General features: G+C 38.1%; 29 protein-coding genes. 21 read left to right on the top strand and 8 right to left on the bottom strand.

The genetic code is table 11. The annotated features are described in order from the left end of the window. Positions 1 to 81: 81 nt before the first annotated feature. Both AABB81_RS00560 and coaD read left to right on the top strand, forming a co-directional pair. A complete protein-coding gene (locus tag AABB81_RS00560; RefSeq protein WP_342157898.1) occupies positions 82 to 1050 on the top strand; it encodes a D-alanine--D-alanine ligase in 969 nt (322 codons plus the stop codon). Between the two features lie 19 nt (positions 1051 to 1069). Next, entirely contained in the window at positions 1070 to 1525 is a 456-nt protein-coding gene (coaD, locus tag AABB81_RS00555) for a pantetheine-phosphate adenylyltransferase (protein ID WP_342157897.1), read from the top strand. Between the two features lie 10 nt (positions 1526 to 1535). On the opposite strand, the gene AABB81_RS00550 is transcribed toward coaD, so the two are convergent. Together AABB81_RS00550 and AABB81_RS00545 are read right to left on the bottom strand one after the other, a co-directional pair. After that, positions 1536 to 3164, bottom strand: coding sequence for a SulP family inorganic anion transporter (locus tag AABB81_RS00550; protein ID WP_342157895.1), 1629 nt, complete (start codon positions 3162 to 3164; stop codon positions 1536 to 1538). Positions 3165 to 3230: 66 nt separating this feature from the next. Beyond that, positions 3231 to 3833 (bottom strand): NUDIX hydrolase, encoded by a 603-nt coding sequence (locus tag AABB81_RS00545; RefSeq protein ID WP_342157894.1) that lies wholly within the window; start codon positions 3831 to 3833, stop codon positions 3231 to 3233. Between the two features lie 7 nt (positions 3834 to 3840). Between AABB81_RS00545 and pyrE the strand changes: the two genes are divergently transcribed. Next, positions 3841 to 4485, top strand: a complete 645-nt coding sequence (pyrE, locus tag AABB81_RS00540; RefSeq protein ID WP_342157892.1) for an orotate phosphoribosyltransferase — start codon at positions 3841 to 3843, stop codon at positions 4483 to 4485. A 4-nt stretch (positions 4486 to 4489) separates the two neighbouring features. Beyond that, complete coding sequence (locus tag AABB81_RS00535) at positions 4490 to 4879, top strand: SRPBCC family protein (RefSeq protein WP_342157891.1); 390 nt, start codon at positions 4490 to 4492, stop codon at positions 4877 to 4879. A 17-nt stretch (positions 4880 to 4896) separates the two neighbouring features. On the opposite strand, the gene AABB81_RS00530 is transcribed toward AABB81_RS00535, so the two are convergent. Then, positions 4897 to 5628: a biotin--[acetyl-CoA-carboxylase] ligase gene (locus AABB81_RS00530; RefSeq protein ID WP_342157890.1), complete on the bottom strand. Its 732-nt coding sequence runs from the start codon at positions 5626 to 5628 to the stop codon at positions 4897 to 4899. Positions 5629 to 5703: 75 nt separating this feature from the next. On the opposite strand from AABB81_RS00530, the gene rsfS reads away from it, so the two are divergent. From rsfS to AABB81_RS00490, 8 genes are all read left to right on the top strand, one after another. Next, positions 5704 to 6075: a ribosome silencing factor gene (gene rsfS, locus AABB81_RS00525; protein WP_342157889.1), complete on the top strand. Its 372-nt coding sequence runs from the start codon at positions 5704 to 5706 to the stop codon at positions 6073 to 6075. 26 nt (positions 6076 to 6101) lie between these two features. After that, positions 6102 to 8102, top strand: a complete 2001-nt coding sequence (ftsH, locus tag AABB81_RS00520; protein ID WP_342157888.1) for an ATP-dependent zinc metalloprotease FtsH — start codon at positions 6102 to 6104, stop codon at positions 8100 to 8102. A 39-nt stretch (positions 8103 to 8141) separates the two neighbouring features. Continuing rightward, positions 8142 to 8741 (top strand): LUD domain-containing protein, encoded by a 600-nt coding sequence (locus tag AABB81_RS00515; RefSeq protein ID WP_342157887.1) that lies wholly within the window; start codon positions 8142 to 8144, stop codon positions 8739 to 8741. 4 nt (positions 8742 to 8745) lie between these two features. Then, positions 8746 to 9567: a phosphatidate cytidylyltransferase gene (locus tag AABB81_RS00510; RefSeq protein ID WP_342157886.1), complete on the top strand. Its 822-nt coding sequence runs from the start codon at positions 8746 to 8748 to the stop codon at positions 9565 to 9567. Continuing rightward, positions 9567 to 10217 (top strand): phosphatidylserine decarboxylase family protein, encoded by a 651-nt coding sequence (locus AABB81_RS00505; protein WP_342157885.1) that lies wholly within the window; start codon positions 9567 to 9569, stop codon positions 10215 to 10217. The genes AABB81_RS00510 and AABB81_RS00505 overlap by 1 nt, the downstream gene beginning before the upstream one ends. Next, a complete protein-coding gene (locus tag AABB81_RS00500) occupies positions 10217 to 10486 on the top strand; it encodes an acyl-CoA-binding domain-containing protein (protein WP_342157884.1) in 270 nt (89 codons plus the stop codon). Before AABB81_RS00505 ends, AABB81_RS00500 begins: the two co-directional genes overlap by 1 nt. A 33-nt stretch (positions 10487 to 10519) precedes the next feature. Beyond that, positions 10520 to 11137, top strand: a complete 618-nt coding sequence (locus tag AABB81_RS00495) for a YceI family protein (protein ID WP_342157883.1) — start codon at positions 10520 to 10522, stop codon at positions 11135 to 11137. Positions 11138 to 11355: 218 nt separating this feature from the next. Further along, positions 11356 to 11568, top strand: coding sequence for a VOC family protein (locus AABB81_RS00490; RefSeq protein ID WP_342157882.1), 213 nt, complete (start codon positions 11356 to 11358; stop codon positions 11566 to 11568). Here the strand turns inward: AABB81_RS00490 and AABB81_RS00485 are convergent. Then, positions 11565 to 14195 (bottom strand): valine--tRNA ligase, encoded by a 2631-nt coding sequence (locus tag AABB81_RS00485; RefSeq protein WP_342157881.1) that lies wholly within the window; start codon positions 14193 to 14195, stop codon positions 11565 to 11567. The two genes, AABB81_RS00490 and AABB81_RS00485, sit on opposite strands and share 4 nt — an antisense overlap. 112 nt (positions 14196 to 14307) lie before the next feature. On the opposite strand from AABB81_RS00485, the gene AABB81_RS00480 reads away from it, so the two are divergent. Then, complete coding sequence (locus tag AABB81_RS00480; RefSeq protein ID WP_342157880.1) at positions 14308 to 14757, top strand: DUF1573 domain-containing protein; 450 nt, start codon at positions 14308 to 14310, stop codon at positions 14755 to 14757. A gap of 24 nt (positions 14758 to 14781) precedes the next feature. On the opposite strand, the gene AABB81_RS00475 is transcribed toward AABB81_RS00480, so the two are convergent. The 4 genes from AABB81_RS00475 to AABB81_RS00460 form a co-directional block, all read right to left on the bottom strand. Further along, the gene (locus AABB81_RS00475; protein WP_342157879.1) at positions 14782 to 16110 is read right to left on the bottom strand and encodes a PDZ domain-containing protein; all 1329 of its coding nucleotides are present in this window, start codon (positions 16108 to 16110) and stop codon (positions 14782 to 14784) included. Between the two features lie 93 nt (positions 16111 to 16203). Beyond that, positions 16204 to 16542, bottom strand: coding sequence for a hypothetical protein (locus tag AABB81_RS00470; RefSeq protein ID WP_342157878.1), 339 nt, complete (start codon positions 16540 to 16542; stop codon positions 16204 to 16206). Beyond that, on the bottom strand, positions 16532 to 16882 hold the full coding sequence (locus tag AABB81_RS00465) for a hypothetical protein (RefSeq protein ID WP_342157877.1): 351 nt from the start codon (positions 16880 to 16882) through the stop codon (positions 16532 to 16534). Before AABB81_RS00465 ends, AABB81_RS00470 begins: the two co-directional genes overlap by 11 nt. A 26-nt stretch (positions 16883 to 16908) precedes the next feature. Continuing rightward, positions 16909 to 17265 (bottom strand): YtxH domain-containing protein, encoded by a 357-nt coding sequence (locus AABB81_RS00460; protein ID WP_342157876.1) that lies wholly within the window; start codon positions 17263 to 17265, stop codon positions 16909 to 16911. A gap of 126 nt (positions 17266 to 17391) precedes the next feature. Between AABB81_RS00460 and AABB81_RS00455 the strand changes: the two genes are divergently transcribed. The 8 genes from AABB81_RS00455 (at position 17392) to AABB81_RS00420 (ending at position 25926) form a co-directional block, all read left to right on the top strand. Further along, entirely contained in the window at positions 17392 to 18582 is a 1191-nt protein-coding gene (locus AABB81_RS00455) for a pyridoxal phosphate-dependent aminotransferase (protein WP_342157875.1), read from the top strand. Beyond that, positions 18582 to 19586 carry a UDP-N-acetylmuramate dehydrogenase gene (gene murB, locus AABB81_RS00450; protein WP_342157874.1) on the top strand — a complete coding sequence of 335 codons (1005 nt, stop codon included), beginning with the start codon at positions 18582 to 18584 and terminating at the stop codon, positions 19584 to 19586. Before AABB81_RS00455 ends, murB begins: the two co-directional genes overlap by 1 nt. 161 nt (positions 19587 to 19747) lie before the next feature. Next, positions 19748 to 21853 carry an elongation factor G gene (locus AABB81_RS00445; protein ID WP_342157873.1) on the top strand — a complete coding sequence of 702 codons (2106 nt, stop codon included), beginning with the start codon at positions 19748 to 19750 and terminating at the stop codon, positions 21851 to 21853. Between the two features lie 69 nt (positions 21854 to 21922). Then, positions 21923 to 22699 carry a GNAT family N-acetyltransferase gene (locus AABB81_RS00440; protein WP_342157872.1) on the top strand — a complete coding sequence of 259 codons (777 nt, stop codon included), beginning with the start codon at positions 21923 to 21925 and terminating at the stop codon, positions 22697 to 22699. 82 nt (positions 22700 to 22781) lie between these two features. After that, positions 22782 to 23003, top strand: a complete 222-nt coding sequence (locus AABB81_RS00435) for a membrane or secreted protein (RefSeq protein WP_342157870.1) — start codon at positions 22782 to 22784, stop codon at positions 23001 to 23003. Between the two features lie 6 nt (positions 23004 to 23009). Beyond that, complete coding sequence (locus AABB81_RS00430; RefSeq protein ID WP_342157868.1) at positions 23010 to 24113, top strand: glycosyltransferase; 1104 nt, start codon at positions 23010 to 23012, stop codon at positions 24111 to 24113. Positions 24114 to 24120: 7 nt separating this feature from the next. Next, a complete protein-coding gene (locus AABB81_RS00425; protein WP_342157866.1) occupies positions 24121 to 24675 on the top strand; it encodes an RNA polymerase sigma factor in 555 nt (184 codons plus the stop codon). A 12-nt stretch (positions 24676 to 24687) separates the two neighbouring features. Further along, positions 24688 to 25926 (top strand): Nramp family divalent metal transporter, encoded by a 1239-nt coding sequence (locus AABB81_RS00420; RefSeq protein WP_342157865.1) that lies wholly within the window; start codon positions 24688 to 24690, stop codon positions 25924 to 25926. The last annotated feature ends 61 nt before the right edge of the window (positions 25927 to 25987 follow it).

Below are 25987 nucleotides of genomic sequence, written 5' to 3'. Positions count from 1 at the left end.
ATACAGACTGCCGATTCGTGTTTGAAGTCTTTTTTGTAAGTTTGTTCATATCAACTGGCTCAGCCTTAAGAACAAGTATTAATGAAAAAAAATATAGCCATTATCATGGGAGGATACTCTTCTGAAGCGGGAATTTCAATCCAAAGTGGAAATGTGGTTTATAAAAATCTAAATAAAGACAAATTCAATGTCTTCCGTATTCTGATTTTAAGGGAAAAGTGGGTGTATCAGGATGAAAATGAAAGGGAACATCCTATGAACATGGCAGATTTCACGACCACTGTAAATGGTTATAAAACAAAATTTGATTTCGTTTTTAATGCAATACACGGGCATCCCGGAGAAGACGGAACCATATTGGCCTATTTTGATCTTTTGGGTATCAGGCATTCTTCAGCTCCTTTTTACCAGATGGCAGTTGCCTTTAATAAAAGAGACTGCCTTAGTTTGCTTAAACCTTATGGCATTAGAACTGCCAGATCGATCTATTTGAATAAAGGAGAAGATCTTGCTTTTGACGAAATCAAATCAACCGTTGGCCTTCCTTGTTTCGTTAAACCAAACAGAGCGGGTTCCAGTTTTGGAATCAGCAAGGTGTACAAAGAAGAAGAACTTTCACCCGCCCTGACAAAAGCTTTTGATGAGGATGATGAAATTCTCATTGAACAGTTCCTGGATGGGATTGAAGTTTCTGTTGGTGTTATAAAGTGGCAGGGGGACATTTTGGTCCTTCCAATAACCGAGATTGATTCAGATAATGACTTTTTCGATTACGAAGCTAAATATCTGGGGCAATCAAGGGAGATCACCCCGGCCAGAATATCAGAAAAACAAAAAAAGAACGTCAGTGAAATGGCGAGGAAAATCTACCAAAAGATGAGGTTAAAAGGCCTGTCCAGAGCCGATTTTATTTTTGTAGGTGATGAACCACATTTTATAGAACTCAATATGGTACCCGGCTTGTCGGCAGAAAGCATTTTACCCAAGCAAGCCAGGGAAGCAGGTATTTCCCTGTCAGACCTGTTTGAGAGTACCATCAATTCAAATTAAGCTTGCAAAACGAAATAACATGAAAAAAACCGCTGTTTTTCCAGGATCCTTTGATCCTCTTACGCTCGGGCATACTGATATCATTGACAGGGGCCTTCCTCTTTTTGATGAAATCATTATTGCCATCGGAACAAATTCGTCGAAAGAATATATGTTTAGTTTGGAAGAACGACGTAAATTCATTGAAAAGACCTATGCTCATGAACCCAAAGTGATTGTAGATACCTATCAGGGCTTAACCATAGATTATTGTAAAAAAGTCGGCAGTCAATTTATCTTAAGAGGCCTTCGCAATCCCGCTGATTTTGAATTTGAAAAGGCCATTGCCCAAACCAATCGAAAAATGTCTGATATCGAAACGGTATTTTTATTGACAAGCGCAGATACTTCTTATATCAGTTCAAGCATCGTCAGAGATATCCTGGGGAACAATGGAGATGTGTCCATGTTCGTTCCCAAAGACGTAAAACCTTAGTTCAAACGATTTAAAGATGATATTCTGAAAGGCTTTTAGGGAATTCTTCAGGATTAGCAGCCAAATGATACCTCGGATCATCGATATCATTAATAATGATCTGATGAAACCTTGGATCAGATTTATACAACAGGGCTTTACATTCTTCGCTTAAATGCTTTAAATGAATGGTTTTGTTTTCGGCTTCATATTTCTTGACCAGGTTTAATATGGCTTCAATCGCCGAATGGTCACTAATCCTCGATTCAACAAAATCAATCTCTACGTGATCTGGATCATTTTTAGGATCAAACTTTTGATTAAAAGCAGATATTGACCCGAAAAATAGTGGGCCCCATATTTCATAGACCTTGGTTCCGTCTTCTCTCATTCTTTTCCTGGCCCTGATCCTCTTGGCATTTTCCCATGAGAAAACCAGTGCACTTACAATCACGCCTGCGAATACAGCGATGGCAAGGTCAAAAATAACCGTTAAGGCAGAGACTAAAATGATGACAAACACATCCGACCTGGGCACTTTATTTATAATTCTAAAACTACTCCAGGCAAAAGTTCCCACTACCACCATAAACATCACCCCGACCAAAGCTGCAATCGGTACTTGCTCTATATAAGAAGATGCAAACAAAATAAAGGCCAAAAGCGTTAAAGCGGCAACAATTCCTGAAAGTCTGGTTCTTCCTCCTGATTTGATGTTGATAATCGACTGACCAATCATGGCACAGCCTCCCATACCTCCGAACAAACCGGTAACGATATTTGCACTTCCCTGTGCCAAACATTCTTTATTTCCATTTCCTCTGGTATCAGTGAGATCATCGATTAAATTAAGGGTCATCAGGGATTCTATAAGGCCTATGGCTGCCAAAATAAGTGCGTATGGAAAAATAAATTTTATTGTGGTCCAGTTAAAGGGGACTTTCGAAAAGATCTCCCATTGAAATTTGGGAAGCCCGCCTTTTAATCCTTCTCCTCCTCCTTCTCTGATAAATGATCCTACAGTTGCCACATCAAATTTGAATAGGATAACCACAGCCGATATGGTCAGAATTGCCAACAAAGCCTCAGGCATTTTAGCCGTTAGCTTAAACTTCGGTAAAACCCACATCATGAGCATGGTAAGGCCTACCAAACCAATCATGAGGTATAGTTCCATGCCCTGTAGCCAGACCTTTTCACCCCCTACTTGTTTTTTAAACATGCCTAATTGTGACAAAAAAATCACAATGGCCAATCCGTTAACAAAGCCCATCATCACAGGGTGTGGAATAAGCCTGACGAATTTCCCAAGTTTTAACACCCCTGCCGTGATCTGAATAAATCCCATCAATATAACGGTGGCAAACAAATAATACAAGCCAAGGTTTTCGTCCGGTGCTCCCAGGTCATTTCCTCTGGCCACCAAACTCACCATAACAACAGCCAAAGCTCCCGTGGCCCCTGATATCATCCCGGGCCTTCCTCCAAAAACAGAAGTGATCAACCCTACCATAAAAGCTGCATACAATCCCACCAAGGGGTCTACCCCGGCAACAAATGCAAAAGCTACCGCCTCCGGCACAAGGGCCAGGGCAACAGTAATCCCTGACAACACATCATTCTTTACATTCGGTAATTGTTTGCTAATAAATTCGGTCATCTGTATGATTTTTGAAAAGCGGCAAATATACTATATTCTAATCGGATGTCATTTATCCAGGCTTATTTATTGGGCAGCCGATAAATACGCATCGACAAGCAGACTGATACTGGGATATGTATCACCCAGTACAAGGTTCAATTCATCTTTCCCAACCCATTTAAGCCCTGTGATATCCTCTTCGGTTTGTGGTGTCAATTCAGTGTCAGTGGAATACATTTCATACCAATAGGAAATCTTTAGAACTTCATGTTGGCCCTCAGTATATAAATGGCAGGTTGGTACGATTTCCCTACCCAAAAAAAGAGTCTTAAAACCGCACTCTTCCTTAACTTCACGCAATGCAGCAAGCTCTTTGGTTTCTCCTTTTTCAATCTTGCCCTTTGGAAGATCCCATTTTCCTAGTCTAAAGATGAACAAAAACTGATCAAAATTATTTTTTACGATTCCTCCCGAAGCCTCTATTATTTTGAATTCATTTTTAAAACCTCTCCACATGACTGCCAGATCCTGATGGTAAATAAAAACACTCTTTAGACCAAGAGACAGTAATTGGTCAAGTACCTTTTCACCTTGTAGCTCCTTCCATAATAGATAAGATTTTGTGCCAATACGATTTAGATCATCTGTTAAAATAATTGATACATCATTCTTAAAAATTGTATACATTTGCACCATGATTTTTGACAAAAATACAGCAAAAAAGACAGCTGAATTGCTTTTACAGATAAAAGCGATAAAATTGCAACCTGAGGATCCTTTTACCTGGGCATCAGGATGGAAATCTCCAATTTATTGCGATAATCGAATCACATTATCGTATGTAATGATTAGAAATTACCTGCGTGAAAACCTTGCAAAAATCGTTCTTGAAAAACACGGTCAGCCCGACCTGATCGCCGGGGTAGCCACCGGAGCTATTGCCATAGGCGTTTTGGTGGCTCAGGAATTGGGTATTCCTTTTATATATGTAAGGCCTGAACCAAAAAAACATGGCAGGAAAAACCAGATAGAAGGGTTTCTTGACACAGGACAGAACGTTGTGGTTATTGAGGATCTTATCAGTACAGGTAAAAGCAGCCTCAATGCCGTAAAGGCATTAAAGGATGCCGGAGCAAGAGTCATTGGAATGGTCGCCATTTTCGACTATGGGTTCGATGTCGCTCAAAAGAATTTTAAAGATTCTCACGTTGAACTCACTACCTTAAGTGATTATGACAGCCTTCTTGAACAGGCCCTTGAAACAAATTTCATCAATACAAAGCAATTAACAACATTGAAAAACTGGAGGCAAGATCCGGCGGAATGGAATGCCATTTAATACTATGAATTTAGAAAGTCCCAAAGTTACCGTGCAAAAATCAAGTGAAGAAATTTTTAATTACCTCTCTAAAGTTGGCAATTTCGAGCATATCATGCCCGAAAACATCGATAAGTTTGAAGCAGGCGAGGAATCATTTTTATTCGCGCTTAAGGGTATGCCCGAAATTGAACTCAAATTAAAACAGGTCGATGCTCCAAAAAAGATAGTTCTTGGTTCAACCAGTGAGAAATTCCCGTTTAGTCTTACCGCAGATATCGAAGAAAATTCAGAATCATCAAGTAATGTGCAATTGTTATTTGACGGAGAGTTCAATCCAATGGTAGCGATGATGGTTAAAAAGCCACTTCAAAAATTTATAGACACCCTTATTGGCAATATTGAACAGAAGTGATCTGTTGCACAAACGGTTTACATGTATATGACTTCTTTAAAATCATAGGTTTCTGTTGATTCAGTATCCCTCTCTATCCGGAGCATTCCTTGCTTTGTAACACCCCGGATAATTCCCATAAATTGTTCCCCTCGATCGTTTTCAAACATATGTGGTTTGTTTTTTCTGTATAAACAGGCCTCATATTGATTCCATAGTTCATCATACTTTTTTTCAAAGATGAGTTCAAATTTATTTTGGATTGCGTTTAACAGATCCTGTAAAAAAACATCCCGTGGTGTTTCAGTTTTTGTGATGTTTTTTATTGAAACTGCCAACGGAAGATCTGCTGGGAAATTAACCTGGTTGATATTGATTCCTATTCCAATAATACTTTGACTGATCTTGTTTGCTGATATGGTGTTTTCGATCAAAATACCACCCAATTTCTTTGAAACTGACATAATGTCGTTAGGCCACTTTACAGCAAGTTTTGGTAAACTATAACGACTCAAATAGTGATAAATCCCTACTGAAACGGCACAATTAATCATAAATTGATCTTCAGCATCAAAGTCATCATATCGAACTAAAATGCTGCATATTAGATTTTTACCTTTATCGGATTGCCACACCGCACCTTTCTGACCTCTGCCCTGAGACTGAAAGTCGGCTGTAACAACCGTCCATTTTCCCAACTCCTTATTTTTGGACATTTCCTTCAAATAAGAATTTGTAGAATCTGTGGCATCAAGTTTGAATAGATACATTTGTAATATTGCGATTATAGAACATCTAAAGTGATAAAAATGTAATACATTTGCAAGAAATTTTGAAACAATTTAATGACAAAGAAAATAGTTAATTCAGATCTCTTAATTACCGAAATTATTAAGGGAATTGAAGATGTAAAAGGTGAAAATATTTCAATAATTGATCTAAGGGAAATAGAAAATACTGTTTGTGATTATTTTATTCTGTGTGATGGTACTTCCAATACTCAGGTAAGTGCTATCTCAGCTTCTATTCAAAAGAATGTCAGTAAAAGTCTTAAGGACAAAGCCTGGCATGTAGAAGGAGAAGCCAATGCAGAGTGGATCTTACTCGACTATGTTAACGTCGTGGTTCACGTTTTCCAAAAACATGTTAGGCAATTTTACAACCTTGAAGAACTTTGGGGTGATGGAAAAATCTCAAACATTGAAACTGCTTATTAGCAAGCAGCAATCGTTAAACTTATCTCATGAAAAAAGAAAATTCAAATAAAGACAATAATAGCCCATTTAAACAATTTAATTTTAAGTTCAATTTTTATTGGATCTATGGGATCATTTTTGCCTTGTTGATAGGCTATCAGCTTCTAAATAGTTCTGATCTGGCAAGTAACAAGTTAACACAAAATGAATTTAAGGAGATCCTCAATGACAATGACATTGAAACAATTCTTATTGTTAACGGTGACATTGCTCAGCTTACCATCAAGAGTGAAGCCCTGAACAGCAAGGATAAATACAAAAAATCTAAAAACCCTTCAATTTTTGGTCAGACCTCCCCGATTTATATTTATGATTTTGGTGATCTTCAAAATTTTGAAAATAACCTGTCGACAGCCAAAGCTGAATTTGATTTGGATTTTGACAAGGACAATACTACAAGGACAAGTTTTTTTGATTCTTTCCTGGTTTGGTTACCATTTATATTTATCATAGGCCTGTGGATATTCTTTATGAGAAGAATGTCTGGCGGCGGCGGCGGCGGTGGACAGATATTCAATATTGGAAAATCAAAAGCTAAAGTTTTTGATGAAAACACTAAAGTAAGAACCTCTTTCAAAGACGTTGCGGGCTTGGAAGGAGCTAAAGAAGAAGTACAGGAGATCGTTGACTTTTTGAAAAACCCTGATAAGTATACCGCTTTGGGAGGAAAGATCCCCAAGGGAGCCCTTTTGGTCGGTCCTCCCGGAACCGGTAAGACATTGCTGGCAAAGGCAGTAGCCGGAGAATCTGGCGTTCCTTTCTTTTCACTTTCGGGGTCGGATTTTGTGGAAATGTTTGTGGGTGTAGGTGCTTCAAGAGTTAGGGACCTGTTTAAACAAGCGGCAGCCAAATCGCCATCGATCATTTTTATAGATGAGATTGATGCTATCGGAAGGGCTCGTGGAAAAAACAGTATCACCGGAGGAAATGATGAAAGAGAGAATACCCTGAACCAATTACTTACAGAAATGGACGGTTTTGGAACCGATGTCAATGTAATCGTTATCGGAGCCACAAACAGAGCCGATGTTTTGGATAAGGCTCTTTTGAGAGCAGGTAGGTTTGATCGCCAGATTTATGTAGATCTTCCGGACAAGAATGAAAGAAGACAGATCTTTGACGTACATGTAAAACCACTTAAACTGGCCAAGGATGTTGATCTTGATTTTCTTTCAAAACAGACTCCGGGTTTTTCAGGAGCAGATATTGCAAATGTGTGTAATGAATCGGCACTAGTTGCTGCAAGAAAAAGTAAAAAAAGTGTTCATCACCAAGACTTTCTGGATGCTGTTGACAGAATTGTCGGAGGTTTGGAAAAGAAAAACAAAATCATTACCACCAAAGAGAAAAAGACCATTGCTTATCACGAAGCCGGACACGCCACTGTAAGCTGGATGCTGGAACATGCAGCTCCTTTGGTCAAAGTAACTATTGTTCCAAGGGGGAAATCGCTTGGGGCCGCCTGGTACCTTCCCGAAGAGCGGCAAATTGTTGAAACTGATCAGATGCTGGATGAAATGTGTGCCACTTTAGGAGGAAGGGCCGCAGAAAAAGTAATGTTTGACAGGATCTCGACAGGAGCATTAAACGACCTGGAAAAAGTAACACGTCAGGCAAGAGCCATAGTCAGTATTTATGGGCTGAATGATAAAATAGGAAATCTAACCTATTACGATTCAAGCGGTCAGAATGAATATGGTTTTACCAAGCCTTATAGTGAAAGAACGGCACAGACGATCGATGAAGAGATTTCAAAAATCATTGAAAAACAGTACGAAAGAGCTATTAAAATACTAGAAAAGCATAAAGATAAACTGATCGAACTGGCAGAAATTTTGACTGAAAAGGAAGTTATTTTTGAAGGTGACCTTATAAAGATCTTTGGGGAAAGGCCTTTTAGCAAAGAAATAGAAGAGAGCAAAAGAACTTCTAAAGATACGGATAAGACAAGTCCTAAAGAGGAAATTGCTGAGGAAAACTCGAAATAATCAAAGTGTTTTTGTACATTTGGAACATACAAATTGATTATGAGTTTTTTTAATAAATTTTTAAAAAACATAGTTAAAACTTCTCAAAAAAAGGAAAGTGAAAAAGCTAATGGACAGGAAGATGGCCTTTCTGTTGATGAACAATTCGTAAAGAAGTTTATACACAAAGGAGGTAAATTCTTGTATTGTGCCGATGTTGAAGAAGCAGAAAAGAATTTGGTTCAAGTTCTTCAGGAGAATCAATGGAACAACGTGGTCACCTTTGATGATGAAATAAGGGAATTACTCACAACCATACAAAGTGCAAAAACAAGTAAAATCATCCCTTCTCTACCCTTTATGACGCAATGTGAATGTCTTATTGCCAATGATGGCAGCATTATGTTTTCTTCCAAACAATTAAAAGATAAAAAATTAAAGGACCTTCCCAGTAACTTCATTGTTTATGCCAAAACAAGTCAGATAGTAAAGGATTCAAGGGATGGAATATCAGGTATTAGGAACAGATCTGAAAAGAATTCACCTACGATCATCAGTTCTATTAAAGATTTTATTATAAACAAGACAGAAACTGATTTCATGAGTTATGGAAACACTAATTCCAAAACTCTATATTTGCTGCTGTTAGAAGATTTATAAATTCATGAACAACTTTACCAAACGAATTATTTTTGGCCTCCTTTACGCCGGTCTTGTTGTTTCTTCCTCTGTCTTGGGTGCAGTATTCTTTTACAGTTTGTTTCTGGTTTTTATGATGATCTGCATTTATGAATTCATTCGAATTATTGAACTAAATAGCATCTACCCTTATCTTTTGGGGGCATCAGTCTTTCTTGCAGCTGTGATCTCAAATAATAACCTTGTGGTATTTGAAGATGATTTTTCCCATAAGGTTATTTTGTCAATTTTTATCATGCTTGTTTATTTTACCTTTATTCTCGCCCTAGTTTCGTCGAGAAAGGTTGCCAGGCAATATTTGGGGAAAAACTTTCTTACCCTGATGTATATAGCGATACCATTTTCCCTGTTGATCAAAATACCCTATCTAAATTTTGAAGGCAGTTTTGACACTTCTATCATCATTGGTATTTTTATCTTAATCTGGAGTAATGATGTCTTTGCTTTTTTAATAGGCAAGAACTTTGGAAAGCACAAACTGATCGAAAGAGTATCTCCCAATAAAACAGTTGAAGGATTCTTAGGTGGGTTTATCTTTACTTTTATCGCAGGCTATTTTGTTGCAAAGTATTGCCAGAGCATTCAGCCGGTGCAATGGTTTACCATTGCCATTATCATTAGTATCTTTGGTGTATTTGGAGATCTTATTGAATCCATGTTCAAGCGCCAGGCTAAGATCAAAGACAGCAGTAACCTGCTTCCGGGGCATGGTGGCTTTCTAGATAGATTAGATAGTATTATCTTTGCTACGCCATTTGTTTTTATTTACTTATTCCTTACAACATAATGTTTCACAAAGAAGGTTTTAAAATCATATTAGTTGCTGCCCTCCTTTTGGTGGGAGGCTTGTTACTGATCGATAATTTTATCCATGTTTTCTGGTTACAAAAAACATTGATGATTCTTTTACTGGTTATTTTTGTTTTGATCCTTCAATTTTTCAGAGACCCAAAAAGAAATACTGTATTGAATGATGACCATATCATTGCGCCTGCGGATGGAAAAGTTGTGGTTATTGAAGATGTGGAAGAAAATGAATATTTTAAGGAAAAAAGAAAGCAGATCTCTATTTTTATGTCTCCGCTTAATGTTCATGTAACGAGGTATCCGGTTTCAGGTAAGGTGGCCTACAGCAAATACCATCCCGGAAAATACCTTGTAGCCTGGCACCCCAAATCTTCAGAAGACAACGAACGGACCACTATTGTCGTTAATAATCAGCGTGTTGGTGATATACTATATCGCCAAATTGCAGGAGCGGTTGCCAGAAGAATTGTCAACTATGCTAAAACAGGGCAACAGGTAATTCAGGGAGAAGATGCTGGTTTTATCAAGTTTGGCTCCAGAATAGATATTTTTGTACCTTTGGATATGAAAATTAAAGTGGAATTGAACCAAAAGACCAAAGGAGGGGAAACCATTCTGGCTTCTAAATAATGGATGATTTAGATAGAAGATTTAAGAAAGCATTTGAGATTGCTTCGGCCATGACTAAAAAACTGCCGCCCGACATTATGCTGCAGTTCTACTCTTATTACAAGCATGCAACTACAAAGGATTCCATGGTAATACCATCGGGCGATGACATGGTGAGAAATGCCTTTAAGTTAAATGCCTATTTTCAAATTGCCAATATCTCTGAAGACGATGCCAAGCGAGAATACATACGGCTCGTTGAAAAATATTCGGGAGAAAAAGTTTTATAAACAAATTACTACTAACAACGATAAAAAATAAACATGAAAAACATCCTTACTTATTCACTAATCGCAATTTTTACTCTTATTCTATTATCCTGTGAAAAGGAAAAAAAATCAGTTGAAAAAACTGCAGCCCAAACATCCTACGTTATCGATGCACTAAATTCAACTGTTCAGTGGACAGCGTATAAAACAACCGACAAAGTTCCCGTTAAAGGAACTTTTAAAGAAATAAATATTAAAAATATGAATGAAGCAACCTCAGCCCCTGCTTCTTTGGAAGGGCTTGAATTTGAAATTCCTGTTTCCAGTATTTTTACCAATGATACGATCCGGGATTCAAAGTTGAATACATTCTTTTTTGCCATCATGGAAAACACGCTAAGTTTAAAAGGTGTTTTTTCTGTTGAAAATGAAAATACGGGAAATCTTGCTCTTACCATGAACGGACTAACCAAGGATCTCCCTTTTAGCTACGAAATGAGCCAGGACACAATTCTTATTGACACAAAAATGGATCTTAATATCTGGCAGACGCAAGATGCATTGGAATCATTGCATCAGGCTTGTTTAGCTTTGCATACCGGTCCGGACGGGGTAAGTAAAACTTGGGATGAAGTTGCTATTTCGGCTAAAATTCTAACGATTCAAAAGTAACATAAAAAAGGTAACGGGCATAGGTGGTATTTTTTTAATCCTCAGATCCCGATAAAATAAAAACTGGTACTCTAAGAATCTTGGGCTTGTTATAGATGCCTATGGCTCTCCTTTTGAATGTAGAAACACCAATGATCCGGATGAGGTCAATTACCTGCTAACGGAGTCCTTTCAAAGATGACACTACATATTTCGAGCCGTCAAAGAAAGATGATTTTATGATCAATTATCGCGTGGCCGATCTGGAGGCCCTGGTGGAGGAATTGAAAAAGGAAGGTGTTACCTTATGCGACGAAATCGAAACCTTTGACTATGTAAAATTCGTCCATATCATGGACCCGGACGGCAATAAAATTGAACTATGGGAACCTGTTGACCAAGTATTTACAGATAGCCTCAAGGGAAAACCACCAAATAAAACAAGTCTTTAAAAAGAAGCCAGACTCTTTTCTACCATTGCGATTTTTGCCAATGCATCAGCCTCCTTCTTTCTTTCGTTTAAAATAACTTGTTCCGGAGCATTGTTTACAAACCGTTCGTTGCTTAGTTTTTTCTGAACAGAAGCCAGGAAGCCTTTGTGATATGCAAGCTCTTCCTGTAACTTTACGGTTTCAGCTTCAACATCAATTTTCTGTGAAAAAGGAATAAAAAATTCGTTGGAACCAACCCTGAATGTCAGGGCATTCTCTAATTTTTGTTTTACCTCCTCTACCTTCGAAACATTGCACATTTTACCTATCAAATCAAAAAAATCGGGATTAATTTCCTCCTTTTTGACAAAATAGAGCTCCAACGATTCTTTAAAAGAAATGTTCTTTTCCTTCCTGAGGTTTCGAACCGCTGAGATCACCTCCTTGATCATTTCAAATTCCTCTAAAATCAACTCATCAAATCCTTTAGTTTTAGGATATGCACTTATGATCAGCGCCTCTTCAGGGCTTCTTTCATTAAAATATTGCCAAATTTCTTCTGTAATGAAAGGCATAAACGGATGCAGGATCTTGATATTGTTTTCAAAAAATCCCACAGTAGCTTCATAAGTATTTTTGTCAATAGGCTGACCAAATTCAGGCTTTACCATTTCCAGAAACCAGGAAGAAAAATCTTCCCAAACCAGCTTATAAATGGCCGTCAAGGCATCCGATAGTCTATATTGCTCAAACTGTTCTTCAGTAAAAGCCAGGGTTTTTTCGAATTGTGCCCTGTACCAGGCGATGGCAACTTTTGCCGATTTCGGTTGTTCTGAATCTTCTGAAACTTCCCAGCCCTTCACGAGTCGAAAACCGTTCCAAATCTTATTGGCAAAATTTCTACCCTGTAACATAAGATTCTCGTCAAACAAGAGGTCATTTCCTGCTGCTGAACTCATTAAAATACCGGCTCTTACCCCATCTGCACCATACGTATTCATAAGCTCAATGGGATCGGGTGAATTTCCCAATGACTTTGACATCTTCCTTCTTTGCTTATCTCTTACCAGCCCTGTAAGATAGACATGGTGAAAGGGCTTGTCTCCTGTGAATTCATATCCTGCAATAATCATTCTTGCCACCCAGAAAAATAGAATATCCGGTCCTGTGACCAGGTCATTTGTTGGATAATAATACTTAAAATCTTTATTCTCAGGGTCGTTGATTCCATCAAATACGCTTATCGGCCACAACCATGAAGAGAACCAGGTATCCAATGAATCCTCATCCTGTCTGATGTCTTTCTCATTTAAATCATCTTGGCCTGTTTTTTGTCGTGCAAGAACCAATGCCTCTTCCTTGGTTTCTGCAACGACATAATCATTTGTGCCCTGCCCGTAATAATAAGCCGGGATTCTATGTCCCCAGTACAACTGCCTGGAAATATTCCAATCGCGAATATTTTCCATCCAATGACGGTAGGTATTCACAAATTTATGAGGGACCAATTGAACTTCCCCGGTATTCAGTACCGCGTCTATAGCCGGTTTTACAAGATCTTCCATTTTCAGAAACCATTGTTCTGAAATTTTCGGTTCAATGACGGCCTTGGTTCTTTCTGAAGTTCCTACCTTATGGGTATAATCTTCCGATTTAACAAGGATCCCTTTATCTTTTAATTCGGCTACAATCTCTTTCCTAACGACGAATCTGTCTTTTCCTTCATAGTGCAAGCCATAGGCGTTCAAAGTAGCGTCATCATTAAAGATATCGATAACTTCAAGTTGATGTTTTTCTCCAATGAGCTTATCATTCGGGTCATGAGCCGGCGTGATTTTTAGACTCCCCGTACCAAATTCCATATCTACATATGGATCTTCGATAATAGGAATAGCTCTGCCAACTATTGGTACTATGGCCTTTTTACCTTTTAAATGAGTAAATCTTTTATCTTCGGGATGGACACAAATGGCCGTATCACCCAAAATAGTCTCTGGTCTTGTGGTAGCTATTTGAACAAAGTCATCGCTACCTTCGATTGCATAATTCAGATAGTATAACTTACCTGGCTTTTCCATATAAATTACCTCCTCATCGCTAAGAGTCGTCTTGGCCTCCGGATCCCAATTCACCATTCTATAACCTTTATAGATCAGCCCTTTGGCATGTAAATCTTTAAATATCTTAACCACTGACCTATTAAGATCTTCATCCATGGTGAATTTGGTCCTGTCCCAGTCACAGGAAGCCCCGAGTTTTTTCAGTTGCTCCAAAATAAGACCCCCGTGTTTGTGGGTCCATTCCCATGCATGTTCAATAAACTGTTCCCTTGTAAGATCTGATTTTTTGATACCCTGCTCCTTCAGTTTTGCCACGACTTTGGCTTCTGTTGCAATGGAGGCATGATCGGTTCCAGGGACCCAACAGGCATTATAACCCTGCATTCTCTTTCGCCTTATCAAGACGTCCTGTATGGTATTATTCAACATATGTCCCATATGCAATACACCTGTTACATTTGGAGGAGGGATCACAATGGTATAAGCCTCGCGTTCATCTGGTTCTGAATGGAAATAATTATTTTCCATCCAGTAAGAATACCATTTTTCCTCTACTGTGATTGCATTGTATTTTGCTGGAATATTCATTTGTTAAATTTTTGTCAAATAGTGTGCAAAATTACAATTTTAAGCAATAAATTCGACCAATTAAAGTTACATTTATTCAAAAATGTATTAATTTTACAAGAAATTATTTATCATGAAAAAAATATTAGTTTTATTAATTGTCGGACTTATATCGTTTTCTGTGAAGGCACAGACACAGGAAGAAATTAAAAAAGATTTTACCGGGCCTGTTTTTGAATTTGAAAACGAAGTGATCGATTATGGAGAAATTGCGGAGAATTCTGATGGAAACCGCGTATTTAAATTTAAAAATATAGGGAAAGCTCCCTTGATCATATCAAATGTAAAGGGCAGCTGTGGTTGTACTGTGCCTACCAAACCTGAAGAGCCTATTATGCCTGGAGAAACAGGAGAGATTAAAGTAAAATATGCCACAAACAGAATTGGCCCGTTTTCAAAGACGGTTACCATAACCTCTAATGCGTATGAGCCCACAGTGGTTTTAAGGATCAAGGGAAGAGTCCTTGAACAAAAAAGCGAAGAACTTCAAAAAAAGAAAAGTATCGTTTCTGAAACAAATTAAAAAAAGCCCCCAGAGGGCTTTTTTTTATAACAAGCTTCTGAGCTGAAAATCATATCTGAGGTGCTCACCGTTTCTATCGACTAACAACTTGATTTTTTTATTTTCTTTTTGAGAGAGCAAGTATATAATCTCATCCATTTTCATATTGTATGCAGGTTTCCCATTGACCTCCAAAAGAATGTCCCCTTCTATTAATCCGGCATAGTGTGCAGGAGATTCTTTTCTTATCATCGATATTTTATAACTGGGCTTATAGGTAAGTCCATAGCTGTAAAATATATCAGTGATTGTTGTTGTCTCTTTATTGTCCGACGGAACCAGTCTTGCCCTGTTTTCCTTTACAAGCATCTCTCCTCCGTAAATAATTTCTATCCCGCTTTTGTTATACAGAAAAGGATCTTTGAAATATTTCTTCCCTTTCTTTAAGGTTATTTTACTGTTAGGATAATCCATGATGACCTGAAATCTCTTAAGAATTTCAGCGCCTAAAGTCCCGTTTCGGTCTTTATTGGCATGCATTGTGAGCATTGAAGTAGAATCCGGATAAGAAACTGCGGCGTTTTCAAACTCAAAACTTCCTAATTTGAATCTTTTAATCCTGCTTCTTTTACCCATGATATTGCCATTCAATCCTTTTCCAAGGAAGTCTTCAAAATAATTCTCCCCTACAAGAAGATCAGGGTTTGAATAAGGAAATAACCATAGTGAGTCTCCCCCTCCTGAGTCGATAAGAAGTTTCACTTTAACTTCTTTTCCCAGATGATTCTCAACCGTGGCGTCAATAAAAGGTTTTCTGTTGTAAAAATCCAGAGGAAATGTCTCACATCCCCTGCATTCAGTGGGATTATAAGAATCCGGTCTATAAAAAGTGAGTTTCTCGGAGGCGTAATTAATCTTGACAATAAAATTTGCAAAAAGGTCTCCTCCAATAATACCGTGGATATCAATCCCCATTTTTGCAGAAAGGTCGAAAAGATCATCTGTGATAATGTATAACGACATATCAGGATTAATGATGTCATTAAATTTGAAATAATTTCCATGAGATTTCATGGCATTGATTGAATTTCCTTCACCCAAGCCCCTTAACTTAATCACTTCTATATTTCGCAGCTCAACAGAATCCACAACTTTCAGATTGAAAAGCATGGTCGTCTTAATACCGGTATCCAGTAAAAAAGAAAGTCGCTTGCCATTAACCTCTGCGGAAATGACAATCATGTTATTTACCAATGAAAACGATGCATTGACACTTTCCTTTTTGCTATCAGAAAAGCTGAAATCACTCTGTGCAACTGAAGACAGTGCCATATTAAAAATAAGAAGAAACAGAATGATTTTTTTAAGCCTCATAAAATGTGAAATAGCTTATGGAAAGTACTATAAAATTGAGAGACAGCCATAATTTTAAGAAAAATTTAGCTTTTCAAAATAACCTCTACAGTACTATTTTTTCACATATACATTTAACTTTTCAAGAAGAAACGGCGCCAGTTCTTTAGCTATGATAAATGCGACGAAAAACTTACGCGTTTTTTTATTGGCCATCAAAACCGTGCTTAGCAGATTCAAAGCCGCCTTTTTATAGTGATCAAAAGATATTGAATCCAAAGAATCTTTAAGGGAACTTTTAATGGATCCACCCTGAAAAATAGCCGCGGGAATTTTGAACATTAAACTGTTTAAAATTTCTTCCTCCTGATCCTTGATTGTACCTGCCAAATGTTTCTTTGCCTGATTCAATTCTTGGAATGTAGTAATTCTGACTTGCGACTTACTCATCATATTGAATGGATTCGTTAAAATCATCTTCATCTTTAAGCGCCATCTCCACGATTCTATCTTTGATCTTCAATTCAACTTTATCCTTGGCAAATGAGGTGTAAATTAACAGAAGAACGAAGTAAATTATCCCTACCAAAGCGAAACCAATTATTTCACTCTCAAAGAAAGTAGCCAACCAAAAAGCCAAAGCAATACTGAACATGAGCAAAATTAAAATGCCCATGATCAATAATAAGAAGGAACTCACCATCCCCGCTGCTACATTAGCTATGGCGCCAATAAAATTAAACTTAACAAGTTGAATTCTGTTTTCAACATATTTTTTAACCAAATCTATCATTAGCCTGTTTCAATGTTCTGCAAGAATCAATTAGAATGGGTTTCCATTGTTTTGGACTCCTTTTTCATAGATTCGATTTTAGCTGAAAGTTCTTTTTCAAGATCTTTCACTTTTTCAGAAACAGTATCAAATTTTTCCTTCATGGAATCTTTAATGTCGCTGAATTTTTCTTTAAAATAACTCAATGATTCGTCATCCAATTCTTTGATTTTTTTTGACAATTCATTGATTTTTTTGTCCAGGTCATGCTTTAATTCTCCTGCTTTTGCAGAGAGATTATCTCTGGTTTCTTTTCCTGAAGCCGGAGCGAGAAGCAAGCCTGCCACCGCACCAGTTGCTGCTCCTAAAATGAGCCCTAACAACAATTTTGAATCACTTGACATAATAGCTATATTTAAGATTAAATTATATATATAAAGATACTAATTATCTTTCAAAAAAGCTATACTAAAGAGGAAAAAGTAAATAATATTTCGCAATTTTGCAAACAAATTCAACATCTCTACATAATGCCGAAAATATCTTTAAAAGGGCAGCAAATGCCTGAATCACCCATAAGAAAACTAGTGCCCTATGCCGAAGAAGCAAAAAAAAGGGGCATTAATGTATACCACCTCAATATAGGACAGCCTGATATAGAAACCCCCGAAGCTGCGTTAAAAGCAGTAAGGGAAAATGATATCAAAGTACTGTCTTACGCTCGTAGTGAAGGATCTGAAACCTACAGGAAAAAATTGAGCAAGTATTACAGGGAGCATAACATTGATGTCAATGAGCATGATATCGTAGTAACAACCGGAGGGTCCGAAGCCCTTCTCTTTGCACTGGGCAGTATCACTGATTTTGGTGATGAGATCATTATCCCGGAGCCCTTCTATGCCAATTATAACGGTTTTTCGGTAGCCAATGGCATTAAGGTTGTACCCATCGTCTCAACAATAGACAATGACTTTGCCCTGCCGGCCATTGATGGCTTTGAAAAACTGATTTCAGAAAAAACAAAAGCCATTCTGATCTGTAATCCCGGAAATCCGACCGGTTACCTGTATTCAAAGGAAGAATTGAAAAAGCTGAGGGATCTTGCGGTTAAACATGACCTGTTCCTCATCGCCGATGAGGTATATCGTGAATTTGTATATGAAGGAATTCAGCACCATTCCATCCTGAGCCTGGATGGTTTGGACGAACATGGGATTGTCATAGATTCGGTTTCTAAACGTTATAGTATGTGTGGCGCCCGTATTGGCTGTATCGTCTCAAAAAACAAGGAACTGATTCAAACAGCTCTGAAGTATGCTCAGGCGAGGCTTAGTTCACCAACCTACGCCCTTCTTGCCAGTGAAGCTGCTCTTGAAACTCCCAAGGAATATTTTGACGCGGTTATTGAAGAATACGATGAAAGAAGAATGATATTGATCAACGCCTTGAAAAAAATAGAGGGATTAAAAGTATCAAAACCAAAAGGTGCATTTTATTGCATTGCAGAGTTACCCGTTAAAGATGCAGATCATTTTGCCCAGTGGATGCTTGAAAGTTTCAGCGATCAAAATGAAACCGTCATGGTTGCCCCGGCGAGCGGATTTTACTCTACTGAAGGTTCGGGAAAAAATCAAATCAGGATTGCCTATGTACTGAAAAAGGAAAGTTTGATTCGCTCGGTTGAATTACTTAAACTTGCATTGGAACAATACCCAGATTAATGTTTCGGAAAAACGTATCACTTAGGGCCTTCAACACTTTTGGCATTGATGCCAAAGCCAAAAAATTTGCTGAAGTAAATTCCTTAGATCAACTGCTTGACATAGTGTCTAAGCACAAAAACCTTTTTGTTTTAAGTGGAGGCAGCAATATTTTGCTCACTCAGGACATTGACAATCCTGTTATTCATCTTAATACCAAGGGTATAGAATTGGTTGACAAAAAAGAAGACAAGGTTTGGGTAAAATGCCAGGCAGGAGAAAACTGGCATGAATTTGTTTTATGGTGCCTGTCTCACGATTTTGGAGGTTTAGAAAACCTTTCCCTGATTCCCGGAAATGTAGGTACTTCTCCCATGCAAAATATAGGAGCATACGGGGTAGAGATTAAAGATTGTTTTGATTCTCTTGAAGCCTTGGAAATCAGCAGCGGAAAGATAAAAACATTTAGAAGTGAAGATTGTGCATTTGGCTACAGGGAATCTGTTTTTAAAAACCGGTTGAAAGGTGAGTTCATCATTGTCAGTGTAACTTTTCAGCTTTCCGCTAAAAATCATACAATTAATGATGGTTACGGAGCGATCAAGGACCAACTAAAACTTCAGGGAGTAAACGACCCGACGATTCAGGATATTTCTGAGGCCGTTATCGCCATCAGAAGGTCTAAACTGCCCGATCCAAAAGAAATTGGCAACAGTGGAAGTTTTTTCAAAAACCCGGTGATCCCAAAAAGTCATTTTTTAAAATTACAGACTCAGTTCCCTGAAATACCGCATTATATAGTATCTAAAGAAGAGATCAAAATTCCCGCGGGATGGCTTGTGGAGAAATGCGGGTATAAAGGAATGCGATTTGGTGATGCAGGTGTTCATAAAAATCAGGCACTTGTACTGGTAAATTACAAAAATGCAACAGGCGAGCAACTGTTGTCTCTTGCAAAAAATATTCAGCAGTCGGTCAAGAAAAAATTTGAGATCAATCTTGAAATGGAAGTAAACATCCTGTAGCTCAAATAAAATACATCTGTTTTGAGATCTTAGATCCTTATCAGATCAAAACCTGCTCCCTGCATCAATCTATTAAATTTATTGAAGACTAACATAAGTCATAAAATAAGTGTCATATATTTTCTTAACTTTATACGAGAGAACATTTAAAGACAATTTACATGAAAATATATGACGAAAAACACATCAAAAATGTTGCATTTGTTGGCGCCCATAATAGCGGCAAGACCACACTTGCCGAAACTATGCTCTTTGAAGCCGGATTGATCAATCGACGCGGAACTGTGGAAGACAAAAATACCGTTGCCGATTATCATCAAATAGAACAGGAAAGGGAAACTTCAATATTTGCCACGCCACTTCATACTGAATGGAGAAACTATAAGATCAATATCATTGACACGCCGGGCCTGGATGATTTTATCGGGGAGATTGCCTCGACCATGAGAGTTGCAGATTCTCTTGTAACCGTCATCAATGCGCAGCAAGGGGTTGAAGTGGGTACCGAAATTATTTGGCAATACATCAATAAATTTAGCCGTCCAACCTTATTCGTCATCAATCAGATCGACCATCCTCAGGCGAATTTTGACAATAGTTATAACAGTATTGTAAATTTGGTTGGAAACAATGCTGTTAAAATTCAATATCCCATAGTGCTGGATGGCGCCCAGTGTATCGCCGATGTGCTAAAAATGAAAGTATATAAATTTAAACCTGAAGGTGGTAAGCCCGAAAAGCTTGAGATTCCTGACTCAGAAAAAGAAATGGCTGACCATTTACACAATGAGTTGGTTGAAAAAGCCGCCGAAAACGATGAAGAATTAATGGAACTTTATTTTGATAAAGGCACATTAAATGAAGATGAAATGAGAAAAGGCATTCAAAAAGGGATGCTGAACCATGAGTTGTTCCCCGTATTCTGTGTTTCTGCCTTGAATGATATGGGCACCGGAAGGCTAATGGGCTTTATTGACAACGTTGCCCCTGCCGCTGCAGATCTAAAACCGGAACAAAGTTTAGAGGGCAATGAAGTTTTTTGTAAAGCGGATCAACCCACGGCCCTTTTTATTTTTAAAACATTCCACGAACCTAATTTAGGACAGATTACTTTTTTTAAAGTAAAATCTGGCGAGATAAAACAAAATGACAGGCTGAAAAACTCCAGAAATGGTGAAATGGAGAGTTTAAACCAGTTGTTTATCATGGATGGCAAAAAAAGACATCCCGTTGAAAAGCTCACTGCCGGGGATATTGGAGCCACTTTAAAGCTTAAATATACCGAAACCAACGATACCTTAAGCTCACCAAACAAGCAGATTACCATAAAACCAATTATTTTCCCGCAACCCAGAATCAGAAAAGCGGTTGAGGCCGAAAATAAAAAAGATGAAGAAAAACTAAATGAGGTCCTTAAAAAAATCCACAGCCAGGATCCCACCGTGGTGATAAAATTTTCTAATGAATTAAAGCAGCAGATCCTTTCCTGCCAAGGTGAATTGCACCTGGCAACTATCGATTGGACGCTCAAAAACGTCTATGGCATTAAAGCATCTTTCAGCCAGCCTCGTGTGGCTTACAGAGAAACCATTCAACGGGCTGCGACGCAAAGCTATAAGCATAAGAAGCAATCGGGCGGTTCAGGACAGTTTGGAGAGGTTCATTTAAAAATAGAGCCCTGGTATGAGGGTATAGAAGAACCGGAAGGATTCAATATCAGAGGAAAAGAAGAAATAGATCTGAAATGGGGAGGTAAACTTGTATTCTATAATTGCATTACCGGAGGTGTTATTGATACCCGTTATTTACCTGCCATTATGAAAGGAATTCTCGAAGTAATGGAAGAAGGCCCTTTGACCGGTTCTTATGCAAGAGATATAAGGGTAATGGTTTTTGACGGAAAAATGCACTCCGTTGATTCGAATGACATATCCTTTAAAATTGCAGGAGCACATGCATTTAAGGCGGCATTTCTGGATGCCAAACCCAAGCTTTTAGAACCTATTCTTGATCTTGAAGTTAAAGTTCCCGAAGAGTTATTGGGTAATGTCATGACAGATCTGCAATCAAGACGATCAATTATCATGGGAATGGACAGTGATGGTAAGCACCAGATCATAAAAGCGAAAGTACCTGAAGCAGAAATGTATAAGTATTCGACCAGTCTAAGGTCACAAACTCAGGGTCGGGCTACTTTTAAAACTAATTTTGCATCGTTTGAAGCGGTTCCTTCAAATGTTCAAAGTGAACTGTTACAGGAATCTTAGATAAAAAATGCTATTTTTACCCATCAAAAAACCAATTTTGATGGGTTTTTTTATTGACCAAAGCAGCCTATGAAAATATTCAGATCAGAAAGTTTCGTTGATTACAAAACCTATACTTTCAATTACGCCACCTATTGCATTAAAGAAGATCCAGGTGAGTTACCTGAGATCTATGCGCTGGGCTTTTTACCATATTCGAACGATGTACACCTGAAAGCAGAAACTTTTTATTTGGCCAGAAGTTTAAGGGTTGATCTTTCGGTTTTTAAGGAATCGTCTGAAAACCGCCGGGTGGAGAGAAAAATTGAAACTTTACGGCCTTCATTTGAGGTTTTACCCATCGATGATTTTAATGTAAATGATCCTGAATTTAAATCATACTGCCTTGATTTTGCCGGTAAAAGATTCAGTGAGCCTTTAAGCAGAGAAAGACTTGACTATATCATGCAATCACCAAGCATCAGTCATATCTTTAAGTTTAAAATTGACCAGCAGACAGTCGGGTACGTCATTAGCATTATAGAACAAGGAAGTCTGCATTATTGGTTCGCCTTTTTTGACCTTGACCTCCATGCTTATGCCCTGGGCAAATGGATGATGTACAGTGTTATTAAATGGGCATTTGAGCAAAAGTTGAACTATGTATATCTGGGAACCTGTTATGGGGAAAAATCTCTCTACAAAGTGAGGGATTTTAAAGGCCTGTGCTATTTTGATGGCAATCAATGGGATTACGACATGAAAGCCTTAAAGCAAAAATGCAAATCGGATAAGAGTTTTAGTTTGGATGCCTTTAAACAAGATACTGATTTATTTCTTCAGCGATTGCTAAAGAAGCCATCCTGACCTGAGAAACAGATCACAAAAGTCTCGAATTGTTTTTAGGTCGCAGAATAAATCATTAATTTTGCGGCATAATTTATTACAAATGAAATTACTCTTCTTAAGTATTGTTTTATTGGGCCTCGGATTTGCCGGTATCGCCATAAAGATCTGGGGGAAAAAAAACGGTGAATTTGATGGCACCTGTGCCGGAAGTAATGTAAGACTCAAGGCTGAAGGAATTACCTGTGGCTGTGGCAAAGAAGGAAGCTGCAAAACCAATCTTGACAATCAGGAAACTGAGCTTGGTACCAAAAATATTTCCTAAGGCATAATGTTTTTGCTGATCACATTTTGTGTCACTTTTTTAATTCAAACCTATTTCTACCTCTTCCTTTTCAGGAAATATACTTCGTATAAACAAAGTGAAAATAAACCATCTGTTTTTGAAGTAAGCATTGTTGTCTGTGCCAAAAATGAAGCAGATAATGTAAAAGTTTTGCTTCCTGCCCTGGCCCAACAGGAATTTTCAAACTATCAGATCATAGTGGTTGATGATGGCTCATCAGACAGTACGCTCAGTGAAATCCTCAGCTTTAAACAGGCACATAAGGATTCGAATTTCGAGATGGAGGTCATTCACATTTCTCAAAAAAAATCAAAAGGCAAAAAGCTGGCTTTGACCAAGGGAATTCTGGCGGCTCGCTATGATTATATCCTTCTGACAGATGCTGATTGCAAACCTGTAAGCCGAAAATGGATCGATAAAATGATGGCCCCTTTTACAGAAAAATCATCTGTCGTATTAGGCTATGGCGCATATGATAAAATTGACCGTTCGGTGTTGAACAAACTAATTCGATTCGAGACTTTATTGACCGCCATTCAATATTTTTCCTATGCAATCGACGGAAAAGCCTATATGGGAGTCGGCAGAAATATGGCCTATAAAAAAAAGACCTTCCTGGAAGCAGGAGGGTTCGCTGATCATATAGATGTGAAGTCCGGTGACGATGATCTTTTTGTTTCTCAGGTGACCAACGGCGAAAACGTGGCTATTTGCGATCATATGGATTCCTTTACAATATCCGTGCCTCAAAAGAAGCTCTTCGAATGGATCAGGCAAAAAAGGAGGCATATTACAACGTCGGGTCACTACAACATTAAAACAAAATTCTCACTGGGCTTGTTTTATGTGTCACAGCTATCCTTTTATGTCTTGGCTATTGCAGCAGTGCTTTTGAACACATATCTTTATGTTATCATCCCTCTTTTTTTTATAAGATTTCTCTTTTGGTATATTACTTTGAATAAAGCGGCTACCAGGTTAAATGAAAAAGATTTAATAGCTTTAGGTCCGTTATATGAAATTTCAACTATATTTATGCAGTTATATATTTTTTTAAAGAATATAATTTCTCCCCCTAAATATTGGTAAACCGTACATGAGCGACAACAAAGACATCAGTTTATTAATTGTTCAGGCCAAGAAAGGTGACCAAAAGGCCTTTAACGATCTTTTGAATATTTACTGGAAGGATGTTTATCATTTTCAACTGAACAAATGCCAAAATGAGGACGAGGCCGAAGATATTACCATCAAGGCCTTTGCCAAGGCCTTTGATAAAATTGAAAGCTTTGACGAAAATTATCAATTCAATACATGGCTCTATACCATTTCCAGCAATCTGTATGTTGATCATCTCAGGAAAAAGAAAGCGGAAACCATTTCAATCAATAAGAACCCTGTTGAACTTCATAGGATTGTTGACGAAGACCCAAGCCCATCTGACAAACTTATTCAAGAGCAGAATTTAGCCCAATTAAAAGCCTATATCCTGCAGCTCAAACCTCACTATCAGGAAGTGATCAATCTCAGGTATTTTCAAGAATTGAGTTATAAAGAAATGGCCGCTCAACTGGATGAACCCATGAATAATATAAAAGTTAAGCTTTTGAGAGCCAAAAAACTACTGGCAGAGATCATAACTGGTAAATAAATATTATTTTCCATGAATCGCAAGCTGACCAACATTATTAAAAACCTTGGTCCCGGATTGATTTTTGCGGGTGCCGCCATCGGGGTTTCGCATTTAGTGCAGTCTACCAGGGCGGGTGCCGACTTTGGATTTGGATTACTTTGGGCCCTGCTTTTAGTGAACCTGTTTAAGTATCCTTTTTTTCAATACGGACCCCGATATGCCACGGCAACGGGTGAAAGCCTTATTGACGGATACCAAAAGCTTGGGAACTGGGTACTCGTCACATATTTTATTCTTACGTTTTTAACCATGTTTACGATTCAGGCGGCGGTGACCATCGTTACTGCCGGTTTGGCACATAATCTTTTTGGAATTACTTCAAACCTAACGCTTTGGAGTTTGATTATCACATTGCTTATCCTTGTAATTTTGCTGTTGGGAAAATACAAGGTACTCGACCGTGCCATGAAGGTGATTATTTCGATTCTGGCGCTTAGCTCAGTCATAGCAGTATGCATTGCAGCTTTCAAAACAGAGTTTTCGTATTCAGTGTTGCCCGAAATCCCTCAAGGGGCAACTGAGATTGCCTTTCTTATAGCTTTTCTCGGCTGGATGCCTGCTCCACTTGATATCTCAACCTGGCATTCGCTCTGGACACTAGAAAAGAATAAAGTGTCGGTAAAAAAAATAGGCAAGAAAAATTCTCTTGCCGATTTTAATATCGGTTATATCACGACGGTGTTTTTAGGCATATGCTTTATGGCACTCGGTGCCTTGGTGATGTTCCATTCTTCTGAAGAAATCAGACCCGGAGCAAGTGCTTTTGCCCAGCAACTTATCAGTCTTTATACGAGTAACCTAGGAAAGGGAGCAGCTGTTTTTATCGGAATTGCGGCTTTTACAACCATGTTTAGCACAACGCTGACTACATTGGACGCCTCCCCGAGAGCAATGGCAAGGAGCACTGAACTTCTCACCGGGAGAAAGAACAGAAATTTTTATTTGATCTGGATCATCATCCTTTCTTTAGGCACCATGACCATATTGAGTTATTTCAAAACAAGCATGATCACTTTTGTAAAGATAGCGACCATTCTGTCTTTTCTGACAGCTCCATTTTATGCCATTGCCAATTTTACCCTTGTAAAAGGAAAGTATATGCCTGAAAATGATCGCCCTTCCCGGTATTTGAGTTTACTGAGTTACCTGGGAATTCTATTTTTAGTTTTTTTTAGTATTTGGTATTTAACGAGTATTTATATCAACTAACTATTGACGTTTAAATAAATTTTTCTAAAAAATTCTTATCTTTGAGTTTTAATTATAATTT

Source organism: Lutimonas vermicola (genome assembly GCF_038433205.1).
GTDB classification, from domain to species: Bacteria; Bacteroidota; Bacteroidia; order Flavobacteriales; family Flavobacteriaceae; genus Lutimonas; species Lutimonas vermicola.
This window is presented reverse-complemented; position numbering and strand designations above follow the sequence as displayed.